This is a genomic window from Neoroseomonas alkaliterrae, from assembly GCF_014199195.1.
GTDB lineage: Bacteria > Pseudomonadota > Alphaproteobacteria > Acetobacterales > Acetobacteraceae > Neoroseomonas > Neoroseomonas alkaliterrae.
Map to the genome: position 1 here is coordinate 141,915 of NZ_JACIJE010000001.1, position 16,737 is coordinate 158,651.

Consider the following 16,737-nt stretch of genomic DNA (forward strand, 5'->3'; position numbering starts at 1 on the left):
CGGTCCGTGCTATCCATGCCGCACCATGCGTCGGCGCGTCCTGTTGCTCCTTCTGGTCCCCTTGCTCGCGGCGGGGGGATGGATCTGGTGGACCATGCCCCCCGCGGTCGCCATCGCGATGGCCACGCAGGGGCCGGCGCTGCGCGCCGTCTACGCCACGGGCAGCGTCGAGCCGGTCCATTGGGCGAAGGTCGGCCCCTCGCTCCGCGCCCGCATCACGGAGGTTCTGGTCGAGGAAGGCCAGCGCGTGAGCGAAGGCCAGGCCATGGCGCGGCTCGACAACCGCGAAGCCGTCCATCGCGTCGAGGAGGCCGAGGCCCGCGCGAGGTTTGCCGAGGAGGAACTGGCGCGCATCCGCACCCTGGTCGCGCGCGACATCGCCGCGCGCGCCAGCCTCGACCGCGCCGAGGCCGAGGCCCGCGCGGTGCGCGCGGCAGCCGAGGCCGCCCGCCGGCGCCTGGACGACTACGTGGTGCGCGCGCCCGCAGACGGCCTCGTGCTGCGCCGCGACGCCGAGGTCGGCGAGGTCGTGGACACCCCCGCCGCGCTGTTCTGGATCGGCGAGCCGCGCCCGCTGCGCGTCACCGCCGAGGTGGACGAGGAGGACATCGCCCAGGTGCGCGAAGGACAGGACGTGCTGCTGCGCGCGGACGCCTTCCCCGGCCGCGTGCTGACTGCGACCGTCGCGCAGATCACGCCGAAGGGCGATGCGACGCGCAAGGCCTACCGCGTGCGCCTCGCCCTGCCGGAGGACACGCCGCTGCTCATCGGCATGACGGTCGAGGCGAACATCGTCCTGCGCAGGACTGAGGATGCCGTGCTGGTGCCGCCCGCTGCGGTGCGCGACGGGCGCGTCTTCGTGGTGCGCCAGCAGGTGGTCGAGCGGCGCACGGTCGAGCTCGGCATCGAAGGCCCGCGCGCGGTCGAGGTGCGGCACGGCCTCGCGCGCGGGGAGGCCGTGGTGCTCGACCCGCCCACCGGCCTCGCGGACGGCCAGGCGGTGCGCCTCAGGCCATGAGGCTCATTCTCGACCTCGCGCGCGGGATGCTTTCGCGCCGGCGGCGGCAGACGCTCGTGAGCGTGCTCGGCGTCGCCCTCGGCGTTGCCTTCTTCATCGCCATCGCGTCGCTGATGCGGGGCTTCCAGACCTACTTCATCCAGCAGGTGATTGATGTGCAGCCGCACATCGTCCTGAAGGACGAGACGCGCAACCCGCTGCCCCAGGCGGCCGAGCTCGCCATCCCGGAAGGCGCGGTCGCCATCAACAACGTCAAGCCGCGCGAGCGCGTGCGCGGGATCCGCTCGGCCGGCGAGAAGATCGCGATGCTCGAGGCGATCCCCGGCGCCGCTGTCGCGCCCATCCTCACCGGCGCGGCGCTGCTGCGCTTCGGCTCGCGCGACGTGACCATCACCGTCACGGGCATCGAGCCCGACCGCTACCGCCGGGTCGCCAATCTCGAGAAGGACATGCTGCAGGGCCGGCTCGAGGACCTGCGCGCAGCGGCCAACGGGCTGATCATCGGGGCGGCGCTGGCGCAGCGGCTCGGGGTGCAGCTGGGCGATACGGTCGTCGCCGTCTCGCCGCGCGGCGTCTCGCTGCAGATGAAGGTGGTCGGGCTGTTCCACACGGGCCTGGTGAGCCTCGATCTCTCCGCCGGATACACGCTGCTGAAGGTCAACCAGATCCTGCAGGACCGGCCGAACGTCGTGAACCAGATCCTGCTGCGCCTGAACGACGTGACGCGCGCCGAGCCGCTCGCGCGCGAGATCGAGGCCCGCTTCGGCGACCGCACGGAATCCTGGGAGGAGCAGAACCGCAATATCCTGACCGTGTTCGTGATCCAGAACGCCATCATGTACAGCGTGACTGGCGCCATCCTGCTGGTCGCGGCCTTCGGCATCTACAACATCATCTCGACCGTGGTGTTCGAGAAGACGCGCGACATCGCCATCCTGAAGTCTCTCGGCTTCACGGAAGGGGATGTGCAGAGGCTGTTCCTTGTGCAGGGCATCATCGCGGGGCTGCTCGGCGCGATTCTCGGCTGCCTGCTCGGGCAGGTGATGATCGAGGCGCTCGCGCAGGTGCGCTTCCGCACCGAGACCCCGGCGGGCAACGATCGCTTCCTCCTGGCGCGGGACTGGCGGATCTTCGCCGTCGCCTCCTTCTTCGCCGTGGCCTCGGCCGCGCTCGCGGCGGTCATTCCGGCGCGTCGCGCCGCGCGGCTCGACCCCGTGCAGATCGTGCGCGGCGCGGCGTGAGCGAGGCGCCGCTCCTCGTCGCGGAGGGCGTGACGCGGACCCTGCCCGAAGGCGTCACCCTGGTCTCCGACATCTCGCTGAGCATCGGGCGCGGGGAGTTCGTCGCCATCACCGGCCCCTCGGGCTCGGGCAAGTCGTCGCTGCTCTATCTGCTCGGCCTGCTCGACCGGCCAAGCGCGGGACGCATCCTGCTCGAAGGGCGCGATACGGCGACCCTCGCGCCGCCGGAGCTCGCCGCGCTGCGGCTCGCGCGGCTCGGCTTCGTCTTCCAGTTCCACTTCCTTCTGCCGGAGTTCTCGGCGCGCGACAATGTGTTGATCCCCATCCGCCGGCTGGGCGCTCTGCCGCCCGCCCAGGCAAAGGCCCGCGCGCTCGCGCTGCTCGGCTCGCTCGGCCTCGCCGAGGCCGCGGCGAAGATGCCGGAGCAGCTCTCGGGCGGGATGCGCCAGCGCGTCGCGATCGCCCGCGCGCTCGCGAACGATCCCGTGCTGCTGATGGCCGACGAGCCGACCGGCAATCTCGATACGCGGAACGCGGCCGCCGTGTTCGACATCTTCGCACGCCTCGCGCTGGAGGAAGGGCGCGCGGTGATCGTCGTCACCCACGATGCCGAACTCGCCCAGCGCGCCACGCGCCGCATCCACCTCGTGGACGGGCGCGTGGTCAGCGACGAGACGGGCTGACCGGATCGCGCGCGGTCGCGGCGAGCAGCCCGCCACCGGCCACGAGCAGCGCCGCCAGCGCCACGCGCCCGTCCAGTGCGCCCTCCCCAGCAAGCACCAGCAGCAGTGTCGAGGCGACCGGCGTCGCATAGGCCAGCGTGCCGAGCAGCCGCGGGTCGCCGCGCTTCATGCCGGCATCCCACAGGAAGAACGCCGCGCCGAGCGGCCCGGCGCCGAGCAGCAGCACCGCGAGCCACTGCCGCGCATCGGGAGCGACGGTCGTCTCGAAGAGCGCATGCGCGAACGCGGCGAGCAGCGCGGTGGCGAGGCAGAAGCCGGCCAGCGCTTCGGTCGGCACCGCGGCCATGCGCTTCGAGGTCACCGAATACACCGCCCAGACGACGGCGCAGCCGATCGCGCTGGCGAAGCCCCATGCCGCGCCGGGCGGGAAGGAGGCACCCGCGCCCACGAGCAGCGCGCAGCCCGCGAAGCCGAGCCCGACGCCGGCAAGGCGCCGCGGCCCGAGCGCGAGGCCGAGGATCGGGCCCGACAGCAGCACGATCAGCAGCGGCCAGAGATAGTTCAGCAGGTTCGCCTCCACCGCCGGGGCCAGCGCCAGCGCGGCGAAGTACAGCGCGTGGTAGCCGAACAGCCCGCCCACGCCATGCGCCCAGGCGAGCGGCCCCTGACGCAGCAGTCGCAGCCTGCCCTGCGCCGCGACGACGCCGAGCGCGATCGCGCCGCCCGTGGCGAAGGCCAGCGCCGTCAGTTGCAGCGGCGGCACGCCGGCGGCGAGCCGCGCCAGCAGCGCGAGGAAGGCCCACAGCAGCAGCGCGCCGCAGCCGGCCAGGGTGGCGGTGTTCATGACGATCCGTCCGGACGGCGCCGTCCCTAGCCGCCCCGCCGCGGCGCGGTATGCGCGTCAGCGCCGGCGCAGGACGGCACGCACCACCTCCGCCGCACCCTGATGGCGCGGGCCTTCATCCAGCAGCACCGTGCCCTCGAGCAGTTCGAGCACCTCGAGCCCTCCGAAATGCTGCTCGACCAGCGCGCGCGACCACAGCAGCGCGGGGTCCTTCGGGCCGCCGCTGCGCCGCCCCTCCTGCGCCGGCGTGAAGCATTCCATCAGCAGCAGGCCACCCGGCGCGAGCGCGCGCAGCACGCCCTCGCAGGCGATGGCGCGGTCCGCGGGCGGGAGGTGCACGAAGATCCAGGCGATGACGTCGAAGCCCGCCACCGGCCATTCCCAGCGCGTGAGGTCGGCGGTGACGGTGGCGAGCGCGACGCCACGCGCCTCGGCCAGGGCGCGCGCCTTGGCCAGCCCCACCGCGGACCAGTCCAGCGACGTGGTGACGAGGCCCTGCTGCGCCAGCCACACGCCGTTGCGCCCCTCCCCGTCGCCCACCGCCAGGGCGCGCATCCCCGGTCGCAGCCGGTGCGCCTGGCCGAGCAGGAAGAGGTTCGGCGCCTCGCCGAACACGAACTCGCCACTGGCGTAGCGTTCGTCCCAGGCGAGGGATGTGCTCATGCCGGCAGCACCACGGGCTGGGGGTCGAGCCAGGTCTGGTACCAGGACAGCGAGAAATGCAGATGCGGCCCCGTCACGCGGCCCGTGGCGCCGGACAGCGCGACGCGCTCGCCGCGCGCCACCATCTGCCCCTCCCGCACCTCGATGCGCGAGAGATGCGCGTAGAGCGTGTTCACGCCATGGCCGTGGTCGATCACCAGAAGGTCGCCGAAGAAGTGGAAGGAATCCGCGAGCGTCACGCGGCCCGCCGCGGCCGCGAGCAGCGGCGTGCCGGTCGGGACGGCGAAGTCGAGCCCGTAATGCGGCTGGCGCGGCTGCCCGTTGAGGATGCGCCGGCTGCCGAAGACGCCGGAGATGCGGCCCGTCGCCGGCGCGACGAAGCCCTGCGCGAAGCCGGTCAGCGCCGAATCCGTCGCGCGCACGGCGGCAAGGCGCTCGCGTTCGCGCAGGATGCGCCGCAGCGTCTCCGCATCCGGCTCGACCTGCGCGGGCGGCAGGCCGTCGATCCGCTGCTCGCGCCACTGGCGGCGCGCGATGGCGAGGCGCTTCTCCTCCCGCCGGTTGTCCGCATGCGTGACGGAGAGCGTGGCGCTGGCCGCGTGGTCGCGCCCGAAGCCGAAGGCGAAGGCGCCATCCGCCGCGACGCGCACCGCGCGGCCATCGAGCGCGAGCCGCGTGCCGGGCGCGGCGCGGCCGAGCACGAAGCCGCCCTGGGCGAGGCCGCGCTCAGGGATCGCCAGCGCCGAGGCGGGGCGGGCGAGCAGCAGGGCCGGCGCGGCGAGGATGGCGCGGCGTGATACTGCGGAGGGGCGCTGCCCCTCCGCGCCACCCCGCCAGAGGCCGAAAGGCCTCTGGACACCAGGACCCAGGACGGATGGCGCGCCCGCCGGGCCATCCTGCGCGATGTCACGGTTTCCAAAGGCCCTGCGGCCTTTGGTGGGGTGAGGTGCGGAGAGGGGCGAAGCCCCTCTCCGATCGCGCGTCTCCGTCACAGCAGCGACCCCTGTCCCGGCGCCTGTCCCTTCCTTCGCGGCGGCGCGCCTTCGGCATGGGCGCGCACCTCCCCATCCGCGAAGGTCAGGCGCAGCGGCTGCCCGGGCGCCACACGCGCGGCCGCGGTCACGGCATGGCCCTCCGCGTCGCGCACCAGCGCGAAGCCGCGCGCCAGCACCGATTGGTAGGAGGCGCTATCGAGCCGCGCCGAGAGGCCCTCCAGCACGGCCCGCCGCTGCCGCACCAGCGCGAGCACCGGCGCAGGCGAGAACCGCGCCAGCGCCGGCGAGGACGCCCACGCATCGCGCTGCCGCCCCCAGGCCGCGCCGAGCCGCAGCGCCAGCGCCTGCACGGCCGCCCGTCGCGCGAGGATGCCTTCGCGCGGATGCGGCACGCGCAGCGCGGCGAGCGCCTGCCGCCGCGCGGCCAGGAGCGAGGCGAGCGCCCGCGGCAGCCTCTCCCCGATGTCGTCGAGACGCTGGCGCGACTGCGCGATCCGCGCCGGCACGTCCGGCAGGCCGCGCTCGGCGCGCAGCAGGCGCAGCCGCGCGGCATTCAGCGCCCCGGCCGCGGCCTGGGCCAGCCGCGCGCCGGTCTGGGCGAGGGCGGCCTGCAGTTCGACGCGCGCCGGCACGGCGAGTTCCGCCGCCGCGGTCGGCGTCGGCGCTCGCCGGTCGGCGGCGAAGTCGATCAGCGTCGTATCGGTCTCGTGCCCCACCGCGCTGATCAGCGGGATCGAACAGGCGGCGGCGGCGCGGACGACGATCTCCTCGTTGAAGGCCATCAGGTCCTCGAGCGAGCCGCCGCCGCGCGCGACGATCAACACATCGGGCCGCGGCACCAGCCCGCCCGGGGCGATGGCGTCGAAGCCGCGGATGGCGGCGGCGACCTGTTCGGCCGCGCCCTGGCCCTGGACCATGACCGGCCACAGCAGGATGCGGCGCGGGAAGCGGCGGGCGATGGTGGTGCGGATGTCCTGGATGACGGCGCCCTTCTCGCTCGTCACCACGCCGATCACGGCGGGCAGGCGCGGCAGCGGCCTCTTGCGCGCCTCCTCGAACAGGCCCTCGGCAAGCAGGCGCTTGCGCAGCGCCTCGATGCGCGCGAGCAGCGCGCCCTCGCCGGCATACTCCAGTCGCTCGATGACGAGCTGGTACTTCGAGCGGTCGGCATAGGTGGAGATGCGGCCCGTCGCGATCATCTCGACGCCGTTCTCCGGCAGGGTGCCGAGGTTGCGGACGGCGGATTTCCAGATCACCGCCTCGATCTTCGCATCGGCGTCCTTCAGGGACAGGTAGATGTGACCCGAGGGATACCGCTTCATCTCGGTGATCTCGCCGCGCACGCGCACGCGGCCGAAGGCGCCTTCCAGCGTGCGCCGGATCGCGCCCGCGAGGTCCGAGACGCCGTATTCCGGGATGTTGCTCGCCGCCGGGGTGTCCATGGCCGCACCCTATGCTAAGCCGCCCGCTTTCAGAAGGGTGCGGGCTTTCAGGAGCGGGGTTTGGCGATGAAGGTGCTGGTGGTCGGCGGCGGTGGGCGGGAGCATGCGCTGTGCTGGGCGATCGCCGCCTCTCCGCTGCTCACGAAGCTGTGGTGCGCGCCGGGCAATGCCGGCATTGCCGAGGTGGCGGAATGCGTGCCGATCGGCGCGGAGGACATCGCCGCCCTGGTCGCCTTCGCGCGCGACAACGCCATGGACGTGGTGGTGGCGGGGCCGGAGGCGCCGCTGACCCTCGGCCTCGCGGATGCCTGCGCGGCGGCCGGCATCCGCTGCTTCGGGCCGAGTGCCGCGGCGGCGCGGCTCGAGGCCAGCAAGGCCTTCACGCGGGAGGTGGCGGACGCCGCCGGTGCGCCGGGCGCGCGCTGGCGCCGCTTCGAGGACGCCGCCGCCGCCCGCGCCTATGTCCGCGCGCAGGGCGCGCCGATCGTGGTCAAGGCGGATGGCCTGGCCGCCGGCAAGGGCGTGGTGGTGGCCGCGAGCGTGGAGGAAGCCGAGGCCGCCATCGCCGACATCATGGAGAACCGCATCCACGGCGCCGCCGGCGCCACGGTTCTGATCGAGGAGTGCCTGATCGGCCAGGAAGTGTCCTTCTTCGCGCTCTGCGACGGCACCACCGCGATCCCGCTCGGCGCCGCGCAGGACCACAAGCGGGTGGGCGAGGGCGACACCGGCCCGAACACGGGCGGCATGGGCGCCTATTCGCCACCGCCCGTCTTCACGGACGCGCTGCTCGAGGAGACGATGGCGCGCATCGTCAGGCCGGTGCTCGCCGAGATGGCGCGCCGCGGCGCGCCCTTCCGCGGCGTGCTCTTCGCCGGGCTGATGATCACGGCGGACGGGCCGCGACTGATCGAGTTCAATGTCCGCTTCGGGGATCCCGAATGCCAGGCGCTGATGGTGCGCCTCAGGAGCGACCTGCTGCCGGCGCTGCTCGCGGCCTGCGACGGCGAGCTCGCGGCCTTCGACCTGCGCTGGGAACCGGTGCATTCGCTCGTCGTCGTGATGGCCGCCAGGGGCTACCCCGGGCCCTATGCGAAGGGCACGGAGATCCGCGGCATCGAGCGCGCGGCGCAGGTGCCGGGCGTGCAGGTCTTTCACGCCGGCACGGCGCGGCGGGAGGATGGCGCGCTGATCGCCACCGGCGGGCGGGTGCTGGCCGTGACCGCCACCGGCACGACGCTGCGCGAGGCCCAGGCCGCCGCCTATGCCGCGGTGGATGCGATCGACTGGCCGGAGGGGTTCTGCCGCAGGGACATCGGGTGGCGGGCGCTTTGAGCGCCGCGCCTCAGCCGAGCAGCCGGTCAATCGCCTTCGCCAGCGCCACGTCCCGCGCGCTCAGCCCGCCCGCGTCGTGGGTGGTGAGCGTGATGTCCACCCGGTTCCAGACGTTGAACCATTCCGGGTGATGGTCCTGCTTCTCGGCCAGCAGCGCGACGCGGGCCATGAAGCCCCAGGCCTCGCCGAAATCCGCGAAGCGGAAGCTGCGGGCGATGGCGTCCCGCCCTTCCACCGGGCTCCAGCCCGGAAGCTCCCGCGCCAGGGCGGCGCGGGCCTCGGCGTCCAGCCTCTCGACCATGGGTGCCTCCTCTTGCTTGACGGCGGCCGGGCGGGCCGCGCATGACGCGCCATGCGCTTCTCGACCCCGCCCGGCCTCGATGACCTCGTGGAGATGGCCGAGCACGCGCTCGCCGCAATCCCCGCCCCGCTGCGCGACCTCGTGCGCGGCACCTCGATCCTGGTCGAGGACATGCCGGACGACGAGACGCTGCGCGAGATGGGCCTGGAAAGCCCCTGGGAACTCACCGGGCTCTACCAGGGCGTGCCGCTGACGCACAAATCCCTCGGCGACATCCCGCGCGAGCCCGACCGCATCCTGCTCTATCGCGAGCCGATCCTGCTCGAATGGATCGAGACGGGGGAGGACCTCTTCCGCCTCGTGCGCAACGTGCTGATCCACGAGATCGGCCACCATTTCGGCCTCTCGGACGAGGATATCGCGCGGCTCGAGGAAGGAGACTGAGCGCGCCGGGTTGATCGCCCGCGGCAGGCGTGCCCAGGATCGGGCCTTCGCTTCCCGGGAGTCTTCTGCGGCATGTCGGCTTCGGTGATCGTGCTCGGCGCGGGAATGGTCGGCGTCTCGGTGGCGCTGCACCTGCGCCGGCGGGGGCGCGACGTGCTGCTCGTGGACCGGCAGGATCCAGGCCTCGGCGCCTCCTTCGGCAATGCCGGCCTGATCCAGCGCGAGGCCGTCCATCCCCACCCCTTCCCGCGCGAGATGTCGGAGATCCTGCGCATCGCGCGCAACCGCTCGGTGGACGCGCATTACCACCTGCGCGCCCTGCCGGGCCTCGTCTCCCCGCTGCTGCGCTACTGGTGGAACTCGGAGCCCGGGCGCTTTGCGCGCATCGCCGATGCCTATGCGGCGCTGATCCGCACCTGCCTCGACGAGCACATGGCGATCGCCCGCGACACCGAGGCCATGGCGCTGATGCGCCCGGTGGGCTGGCTGCGCGTCTATGCCGATGCGGCGAAGCTCGAGGCCGGCATCGCCGAGGCCGAGGCGATGCGGCGCGAGCACGGGGTGAATTTCGCGGCCCTCGACGCGCGCGGCCTCGCCGCGGCGGAGCCGCATCTCCAGCAGCCCCGCGCCGGCGCCATCCACTGGACGGATCCGGTCTCGGTCACCGACCCGCACGGCCTGGTGATGGCCTATTTCCGCCGCTTCGCCGAGGCCGGCGGCCGCTTCGTGCATGGCGACGCGACGACGCTGACGCGCGGCACCGCCGGCTGGTCGGTGCAGACCTCCGAGGGCAGGGCCGAGGCCGCCGCGGTGGTGATCGCGCTCGGCACCCATGCGGATCGGGTGACGCGCCGCTTCGGCTATGCCCCGCCGCTGTTCGGCAAGCGCGGCTACCACCGCCACTACGCGCTGCGCGGCAATGCGGTGCTGAACCACACCATCGTGGACACGGCCGGCGGCTTCGTGCTCGCGCCCATGCGCGCGGGCATCCGCCTGACCACGGGGGCGGAGTTCGCGCCGGCCGACGCGCCCGCGACACCGGTGCAGCTCGCGCGCGCCGAGCCGCTCGCGCGCGCGCTGCTGCCGCTCGGCGAGCAGGTGGAGCAGCAGCCCTGGATGGGCATCCGCCCCTGCACGCCGGACATGCTGCCCATCATCGGGCCGCTGCCCGGCCAGAAGGATGCGTGGTGCGCCTTCGGCCACGCGCATCAGGGCTTCACGCTGGGGCCGACCACCGGGCGGCTGATCGCCGAGATGATGGCGGGCGAGACGCCCTTCATCGACCCCACGCCCTATCGCGCCGACAGGTTCTGAGCCGATGCGCATCGCCGTCCTGCAATTCGCGCACGAGACCGTCACCTTCCTGCCCTTCGACACGACCGAGGAGGATTTCCGCTGTCCCGGCTCGCCCGCCGCGGGGGAGGCGCTGCTGGCGACCGATCCCAAGGGCTACATGGGCGGCTTCGTGCAGGTGGCGCGCGAATACGAGGGCGTCGAGCTGGTCGGCATCGAATCCCCGCTCTGGCCCAGGACGGGCACGGGCTCGGGCTGGATCACCAACGACGCCTTCGAGACCTTCCTCGGCCGGCAGGTCGAACAGCTCCGCGCGCTCGGTCCCTTCGACGGCGCCTATCTCGCGCTGCATGGTGCGATGGGCGTGCGCGGCGTGCCGCGGCCCGAGGCCGAGATCGCCCGCCGCGTGCGCGAGGCGCTGGGGCCGCAGGCGCGCATCGCCGCGACCTTCGACCCGCATGGCAACGAGGACGAGGAGTTCCTCCGCCACGCGGACATGGCCTTCTGCGTGAAGTACTTCCCGCATTACGACATGCACCTGCAGGGCGAGCGCGCCGCGCGGATGCTGGTGCGCGCCATCCGCGGCGACTACGCGCCGGCGACGGTGACGCGCAAGCTGCCGATCCTCTCGCCCACCGTGCTGCAATGGACCGGCGCGCCGCCCTGGTCGGAGCTGGTGCAGCGCGCGCTCACCTGGGAGGCGCGCGAGCCCGACCTCTTCGTCAACGTCTTCTTCGGCTTCCCGTGGTCGGACGTGCCCGATGCCGGGATGACCTTCCAGGTGATGACGAACGGCGATCCCGCACTCGCCCGCCGCGTGGCCGAGGACATGGCGCGCTGGGCGTGGCGGCGCCGTGCGGACCTGCTCGCCAGCGCGACGGTGCATCGCATCGCCGACGGCGTCGCCATGGCGAAGCAGGCGGTGGCGGAAGGGCGCGGGCCGGTGGTGCTCGCCGACCACAGCGACCGCTCGGGCTACGCCACCTGGGTGCTGCGGGAGGTGATCGCGCAAGGGCTTTCGCGCACGCTGGTCGCGACCATCGCGGCGCCGGAGGCCATCGCCAGGCTGACCGCGCGTGGCGCGCGGCCCGGCGATGCGGTCGAGGTGGAAGTCGGCGGGCGCGTGGACCCCTCCGCCGGGGAAGCCGTTCGGATCACGGGGGAGGTGCTGCTCGTCGCCGGCGCCACGTCGCGCCGCGCGCAGGGCACGGGGCAGTCCTGGATCGCCATCCGCTTCGGGGAAGGCAATGTGGTCCTGCTCAGCCCCTTCCTCGTGCAGATCATGGAACCGGAGGAGTTGTGGTCCCTCGGGCTGCGCGCCGAGGCATTCGACGTCATCGCCATCAAGTCGCGCGTGCATTTCCGCCGCGGCTTCGACGACAGCGGCTTCGCGCCGACCATCCTGCTGGTGGAGCCGGACCAGCCCTTCCTCGGCACTGTGCGGCTCGAGGCGCTGCCCTACCGGCATCTCCGCATCGCCGACTTCTACCCCTATGGCGGGCCGGCCGATCCCTTCGCCGCGGCGCCCGCGCGGGGCAGCGATGGCGGGACATCCGCCGGCTCTGGCGCGTAGCGGGCAGGTCGGGCGCAGCCTCGCCCTTTGCTGGCCCGCGCCCGCGGTCAGGACTGGGTGGCGTTGGCCGGGGCGTTCCGCGACCAGATGTGCCCGCGCCAGCGCCAGCCGATCAGCCCAGCGCAGGCCAGCGCCGCCGCGGCATAGCCGAAGGCCGTGGGGGCGAAGCCGAAGCGTGCGATCAGCGGCCCCGAGGCGAGCAGGCCGAGGGGCAGCCCATACACCGCCAGCATCCGCAACCCCATGACACGGCCACGGAACCGCTCCTGCGAGACGCGCAGCAGCAGCACCGCCATCGGCACCATGCAGAAGGACTGCACGAAGCCGGCCAGCGCCAGCACCACCATCCCCACGGCCGGCGCGCGGATCAGCGCGAAGGCCATCAGCAGCAGGAACCACGCGAGAGACGCGACCAGCATGGTCCGCCCCGGCGGCAGCCGCGCGCCCCGCGCGCCGAGCAGGATCGAACCCGCCAGCGCCCCGCCCGCGAAGCTCGCCACCAGCGCGCCGAGGCCGGTCTGGCCGATGCCGTAGACATCGCGCGCCACGTGCGGCAGCAGGCCGCCGCTCAGCGGAAAGGCGAGCGCATTGGCGAGGAAGGCCATCGCCAGCGCGGCGATCAGCGCCGGCCTCGCGCGCACATGCGACACCCCCTCGGCGAGTTCCCCCCACACCGCGCCGAGCGGCGCGCGCGTCGCGTCCGGCGGCACCTCGCGGATGCCGAACATCAGCGCCACGCTCAGCAGGTAGAAGCCGAGCACGGCGAGATAGGCGAAGCCGATCCCGAGCCAGGCGACCAGGGCCGCGCCGCTGAGCGCGCCCAGCACCCGCGCCCCGTCCGCGCTGGTGCGGGAGATGCTCATCGCGCCCATCAGCAGCGGGGCCGGCATGGTCGCGCCGATCAACGCGCTGCGCATGCCCACGTCCGATGGCCGCACCAGCCCGGCCAGGAGCGCCACGCAGAAGACCGCGACGATGCCGAGCGTACCGGTCAGCGCCATGGCCGCGAGCAGCGCGGCGAGCAACGCATAGGTGGCGCGCATCGCCATCAGCACGCGGCGCTGGCCGATGCGGTCGCCCATCACGCCGACCATGGGCGAGATGAGCGTGCCGAGGAACTGCAGCGCCGCGAAGGCGGTCAGCCAGACCACGGACCCCGTCTCGTTCAGCACGAACCAGGCGAGGATCAGCGTCTCCATCTCGAAGGCCCAGGATGTCGCGAGGTCCGCGGGCCACTGGAAGCGGAAGGATCGCTGCCCGAAGGGCGCGAGGATGGAGGCGCGCGCAGCGCTGCTCACCGGGCGTGGCCGCCTTGCATGGTCCGTTTCCCCCTTCTCGCGCGTCGCGCGCTGCACGGGCGCCACTATGCGCAAGCGGGCACCCGGCGCGAAGGGGGCGGCCGGGGCCACGGGGCCCGGCTGGAAGGCGGGGGCCTCGCGCCCTAGACTGCCGGGGTGACGCAGCAAGCCCCTTTCTGGAAGACGAAGCCTCTCGACGCGATGACGCGCGCCGAGTGGGAGTCGCTCTGCGACGGCTGCGGCCGCTGCTGCCTGCACAAGCTGCGGGACGAGGACACCGACCGCATCGCCTACACCGATGTCGCCTGCCGGCTGCTCGACCTCGAGACCTGCCGCTGCAAGGATTACGCGAACCGCAGGCGCCGCGTGCCGGATTGCGTGAAGCTGACGCCGCGGCGCATCGCCGCGGTGGACTGGCTGCCGCCGACCTGCGCCTATCGCCTGGTCGCGGAAGGCAAGGACCTGCCCTGGTGGCACCCCCTGGTATCCGGGCGGCCCGAAACGGTGCATGAAGCGGGGGTCTCGGTCCGCGGCCGCGCGGTGGCGGAGCGGGACGCGGGCGATTTCGAGGACCACGTGGTGTCCTGGCCCGGCCGCTGGCCGGCCGGGGCGCGCACGCCCCCTGTTGCGAAGGACCGGAGGAGAGCCGGATGAAGGATGCGATCTATGGCGGCGTGAATGCCGCGGTGCTGACGGCGATGGGCCCGGACCTCTCGCCCGACCTCAACCGCATGGCGGCCCATGCGCGCTGGCTGCTGGCCAATGGCTGCAATGGCCTCGGCGTGCTCGGCACGACCGGGGAGGCGAATTCCTTCGGCCTGCATGAGCGCAAGCAGATCCTGGAAGGCCTGATCGCGCGCGGCATCCCGGCGGCGCGGATGATGCCCGGCACCGGCTGCGCCAGCCTGACCGACAGCGTGGAGCTGACGAAGCACGCGCGCGACGCCGGCTGCCCCGGCGTGCTGATGCTGCCGCCCTTCTACTACAAGAACCCAAGCGACGACGGGCTGTTCGCCTATTTCTCGGAAGTGGTGAACCGCGTCGGCGGCGGGGTGATGATCTACCTCTATCACTTCCCGCAGCAATCGGCGGTGCCCTTCAGCCTCGACCTGATCGGCCGGCTGCTCAAGGCCTTCCCCGGCGTCATCAAGGGCGTGAAGGATTCCTCGGGCGACTACGCCAACATGCAGGCGATGGTGCGCGCCTTCGCGAAGGACGGCTTCGAGGTCTATTCGGGCAGCGACGAGTTCCTCCAGCAGATCCTCGCCGAAGGCGGCGCGGGCTGCATCACCGCCGCCTCCAACGCCAACAGCCACTGGGGCGGCATCGTCTATGCGAAGCGCACGGGCCCCGAGGCCGATGCCGCGCAGGCGATGCTGACCGCGACCCGCCGCGCCGCGACCTCGGTGCCGCTGATCCCGGGCCTGCGCGAGATCATCGCGCGCTCGACCGGCGATGCCGGCTGGCGCGTCATCCGCCCGCCGCATCTGCCGCTGACGCAGGAGCAGGCGGAGAAGGTCTGGGCCGCCTGGAGCGCGGCCGGCGCCATTCCGCTGCCGGGCCTCGCGCCGGCGAAGGCGGCCGAGTGATGACCGAGCCGCTGCGCTGCCGCCCGCCCGCGATCGCCACCGTGCAGGTGGACGACGCGAATGTCCGCGTCACACGCTGGGACTTCCCGCCGGGCTCCGAGACCGGCTGGCACCGGCACGGCATGGCCTATGTCGTCGTGCCGGTGACCGACGGGAAGATGCTGCTGGAACTGCCCGGCGGGCAGACGATGACGAACGAGCTCAAGGCCGGCGTCGCCTATGCCCGCGCCGCGGGGGTGGAGCACAACGTCATCAATGCCGGCGACACGCCCTTCGCCTTCGTCGAGACGGAACTGAAGCACCTCATCGGCTGAGCCTCCGTCCGGGCAGCGTGACCAGCGCCAGCCCGGCAAAGACCAAGCCGGCGGCCGGGATGGTCAGCCATCCCGGCCTTTCGCCGAACAGGACCCAGCCCCAGGCGATGCCCGTCAGCGTGACGATGTAGCCGGTCTGCGACGTGACGACGCCGCCATGCGCGGCGAGCGAACGGAAATACAGAAGGAAGGCCGCGGCGGTGACGCCGACCTGCAGCAGCCCAACCGGCAGGCCGGGCGCGGCAGGAAGCTGCATCTGGCCTGTCAGCAGCGCGAAGACGGCCGCCTGGATGCCGCCCGCGACCAGCGTTCCGGTAGCGAGGGCGAGCGGCGGCGTGCCCTGCGGCGCGAGCCGGACGGCGAGCAGGTTCGAGGCCGCGTAGCAGGCCGGCGTCAGCGCCGCGAGCAGCGCCCAGGGCAGCATGGCCGGGTCCGGCAGCGCCGCGCCCGGGCTCATCGCCAGCAGCACGCCCGCGAAGCCCAGCGCCGTGCCGAGCACGCGCCGCCGCGTCGCGCGCTCCATTCCCAACACGGCCGCGCCGAGCACCGTCAGCATGGGCGAGAGCGGCACCAGCAGGGCGAAGAATCCGGCCGGGACGTGCTGGAGGCTGGTGAAGCCGACGAGATTGGCGAGCGCCATGCCGAACAGGCCGGACACCGCGTAGTGGCGCAGATGCGCGCGCGAGAGAGGCACCGTGATGCCGCCGAGGCGGCAGATGGCAAGCAGGATCGCAGCACTGCCGGTGCCGGCCCAGGCCGCGATCAGCATCGGCGGCCAGCCGAGCGCGCCGAGATGTTTCACGAAGACAGGCGTCGCGCCCCAGATCGTGCCCAGCAGCAACAGTGGCGGCAGCGGTCGCAGCGCATCCGTCATTGCGCGAGTGGCGATGCGTCGCGCGTTGCTGTCAAGCGGTTGAACCGCGTCATCCGGCTGCGCCATGTTGGGGCCATGGACTCCTCCGATTCGGAAACCGTCGTGCTGCGCCCCGGCGTGCTCGGCCCGCCTGTGGGCTGCCCGGTGCGCTGGTGCCGTTCAGCGCGCGCGCGGCGCGTCAGCCTTCGCATCGACCCGCGCGCGGGCGAGGTCGTCGTGACGCTTCCGATGCGCGAGGGCCGCCGTGCCGGCATGGCGCTGCTGACCACGCATGCGGCCTGGGTGATGCAGCGCCTCGCCGCGCTCGCGCCGCCGGTCGCGCTCGCGCCGGGGGCCGAGGTGCTGCTCGGCGGCCGGCCACATGTCATCCGCCACGATCCGGCCGCGCGCGGCGGCGCCTTCCTCGACGGCGCGACGATCGTGGTCTCCGGGCGGCCGGAGTTCCTCGCACGCCGCGTGAAGGATTTCCTGCGCGCGGAAGCCAAGCGCCGCATCGCCGCGCTGGCCGAAGGCCATGCCGCCGCGCTGGGCGTCAGGATCCGCGCCATCCGCCTGAAGGACACCAACAGCCGCTGGGGCTCCTGCGCGCCGGACGGCACGCTGGCCTTCTCGTGGCGCCTGGTGATGGCGCCGGACTGGGTGCTGGACTACGTGGTTGCGCACGAGGTCGCGCATCTGCGCGAACTGAACCACTCGCCGCGCTTCTGGGCCCATGTCGAGAGGCTCACGCCCCACCGCGAGGCGGCGCAGGACTGGCTGCGCGACAACGGCCCTGCCCTTCTGCGGGTCGGCTGAAGGGCGCTATACCCTCCGCAACGATGCGGAGGATC

At 73.1% G+C, this 16,737-nt stretch carries 18 protein-coding genes; 11 read left to right on the plus strand and 7 right to left on the minus strand.

Annotated elements, in window-relative coordinates:
• Nucleotides 1–94 precede the first annotated feature (94 nt).
• Genes FHS88_RS00690 through FHS88_RS00700 form a run of 3 tightly spaced genes read left to right on the plus strand, consistent with a single transcriptional unit; the run spans nucleotide 95 to nucleotide 2,942 of the window.
• Complete coding sequence (locus FHS88_RS00690; protein WP_184480300.1) at nucleotides 95–1,018, plus strand: efflux RND transporter periplasmic adaptor subunit; 924 nt, start codon at nucleotides 95–97, stop codon at nucleotides 1,016–1,018.
• Nucleotides 1,015–2,259, plus strand: coding sequence for an ABC transporter permease (locus FHS88_RS00695; protein WP_184480302.1), 1,245 nt, complete (start codon nucleotides 1,015–1,017; stop codon nucleotides 2,257–2,259). Before FHS88_RS00690 ends, FHS88_RS00695 begins: the two co-directional genes overlap by 4 nt.
• A complete protein-coding gene (locus tag FHS88_RS00700) occupies nucleotides 2,256–2,942 on the plus strand; it encodes an ATP-binding cassette domain-containing protein (RefSeq protein ID WP_184480304.1) in 687 nt (228 codons plus the stop codon). Before FHS88_RS00695 ends, FHS88_RS00700 begins: the two co-directional genes overlap by 4 nt.
• Here the strand turns inward: FHS88_RS00700 and yddG are convergent.
• The 4 genes from yddG to xseA all read right to left on the minus strand — a co-directional run bounded on the left by yddG (nucleotide 2,923) and on the right by xseA (nucleotide 6,886).
• Nucleotides 2,923–3,786 carry an aromatic amino acid exporter YddG gene (gene yddG, locus FHS88_RS00705; RefSeq protein WP_211842577.1) on the minus strand — a complete coding sequence of 288 codons (864 nt, stop codon included), beginning with the start codon at nucleotides 3,784–3,786 and terminating at the stop codon, nucleotides 2,923–2,925. The two genes, FHS88_RS00700 and yddG, sit on opposite strands and share 20 nt — an antisense overlap.
• A gap of 57 nt (nucleotides 3,787–3,843) precedes the next feature.
• Nucleotides 3,844–4,449 carry an SAM-dependent methyltransferase gene (locus FHS88_RS00710; RefSeq protein ID WP_184480306.1) on the minus strand — a complete coding sequence of 202 codons (606 nt, stop codon included), beginning with the start codon at nucleotides 4,447–4,449 and terminating at the stop codon, nucleotides 3,844–3,846.
• The gene (locus FHS88_RS00715) at nucleotides 4,446–5,150 is read right to left on the minus strand and encodes a M23 family metallopeptidase (RefSeq protein ID WP_338146316.1); all 705 of its coding nucleotides are present in this window, start codon (nucleotides 5,148–5,150) and stop codon (nucleotides 4,446–4,448) included. Before FHS88_RS00715 ends, FHS88_RS00710 begins: the two co-directional genes overlap by 4 nt.
• A gap of 287 nt (nucleotides 5,151–5,437) precedes the next feature.
• Entirely contained in the window at nucleotides 5,438–6,886 is a 1,449-nt protein-coding gene (gene xseA / locus FHS88_RS00720; protein WP_184480308.1) for an exodeoxyribonuclease VII large subunit, read from the minus strand.
• 66 nt (nucleotides 6,887–6,952) lie between these two features.
• Between xseA and purD the strand changes: the two genes are divergently transcribed.
• Nucleotides 6,953–8,221, plus strand: a complete 1,269-nt coding sequence (gene purD, locus FHS88_RS00725) for a phosphoribosylamine--glycine ligase (RefSeq protein WP_184480310.1) — start codon at nucleotides 6,953–6,955, stop codon at nucleotides 8,219–8,221.
• A 10-nt stretch (nucleotides 8,222–8,231) separates the two neighbouring features.
• Here the strand turns inward: purD and FHS88_RS00730 are convergent, their stop codons facing one another.
• The gene (locus tag FHS88_RS00730) at nucleotides 8,232–8,522 is read right to left on the minus strand and encodes a 4a-hydroxytetrahydrobiopterin dehydratase (RefSeq protein ID WP_184480312.1); all 291 of its coding nucleotides are present in this window, start codon (nucleotides 8,520–8,522) and stop codon (nucleotides 8,232–8,234) included.
• Between the two features lie 51 nt (nucleotides 8,523–8,573).
• Here FHS88_RS00730 and FHS88_RS00735 point away from each other — a divergent pair, with 51 nt between their 5' ends.
• From FHS88_RS00735 to FHS88_RS00745, 3 genes are all read left to right on the plus strand, one after another.
• Complete coding sequence (locus FHS88_RS00735; protein WP_184480314.1) at nucleotides 8,574–8,966, plus strand: metallopeptidase family protein; 393 nt, start codon at nucleotides 8,574–8,576, stop codon at nucleotides 8,964–8,966.
• Nucleotides 8,967–9,038: 72 nt separating this feature from the next.
• Entirely contained in the window at nucleotides 9,039–10,280 is a 1,242-nt protein-coding gene (locus tag FHS88_RS00740; RefSeq protein ID WP_184480316.1) for an NAD(P)/FAD-dependent oxidoreductase, read from the plus strand.
• 4 nt (nucleotides 10,281–10,284) lie between these two features.
• On the plus strand, nucleotides 10,285–11,832 hold the full coding sequence (locus tag FHS88_RS00745; protein ID WP_184480318.1) for a M81 family metallopeptidase: 1,548 nt from the start codon (nucleotides 10,285–10,287) through the stop codon (nucleotides 11,830–11,832).
• 47 nt (nucleotides 11,833–11,879) lie between these two features.
• Here FHS88_RS00745 and FHS88_RS00750 read toward each other — a convergent pair whose 3' ends face one another.
• Nucleotides 11,880–13,130 carry an MFS transporter gene (locus tag FHS88_RS00750; RefSeq protein WP_184480320.1) on the minus strand — a complete coding sequence of 417 codons (1,251 nt, stop codon included), beginning with the start codon at nucleotides 13,128–13,130 and terminating at the stop codon, nucleotides 11,880–11,882.
• 156 nt (nucleotides 13,131–13,286) lie between these two features.
• On the opposite strand from FHS88_RS00750, the gene FHS88_RS00755 reads away from it, so the two are divergent.
• From FHS88_RS00755 to FHS88_RS00765, 3 genes are read left to right on the plus strand one after another with little or no spacing between them, the layout of a single operon-like run.
• On the plus strand, nucleotides 13,287–13,784 hold the full coding sequence (locus FHS88_RS00755; RefSeq protein WP_184480322.1) for a YcgN family cysteine cluster protein: 498 nt from the start codon (nucleotides 13,287–13,289) through the stop codon (nucleotides 13,782–13,784).
• Complete coding sequence (locus tag FHS88_RS00760; protein WP_184480324.1) at nucleotides 13,781–14,719, plus strand: dihydrodipicolinate synthase family protein; 939 nt, start codon at nucleotides 13,781–13,783, stop codon at nucleotides 14,717–14,719. Before FHS88_RS00755 ends, FHS88_RS00760 begins: the two co-directional genes overlap by 4 nt.
• The gene (locus FHS88_RS00765; protein WP_184480326.1) at nucleotides 14,719–15,033 is read left to right on the plus strand and encodes a cupin domain-containing protein; all 315 of its coding nucleotides are present in this window, start codon (nucleotides 14,719–14,721) and stop codon (nucleotides 15,031–15,033) included. Before FHS88_RS00760 ends, FHS88_RS00765 begins: the two co-directional genes overlap by 1 nt.
• Here FHS88_RS00765 and FHS88_RS00770 read toward each other — a convergent pair.
• Entirely contained in the window at nucleotides 15,023–15,907 is an 885-nt protein-coding gene (locus FHS88_RS00770; protein WP_184480328.1) for a DMT family transporter, read from the minus strand. The genes FHS88_RS00765 and FHS88_RS00770 overlap by 11 nt on opposite strands.
• A gap of 75 nt (nucleotides 15,908–15,982) precedes the next feature.
• Between FHS88_RS00770 and FHS88_RS00775 the strand changes: the two genes are divergently transcribed.
• Nucleotides 15,983–16,702, plus strand: a complete 720-nt coding sequence (locus FHS88_RS00775) for a M48 family metallopeptidase (protein WP_184480330.1) — start codon at nucleotides 15,983–15,985, stop codon at nucleotides 16,700–16,702.
• Nucleotides 16,703–16,737 lie beyond the last annotated feature (35 nt).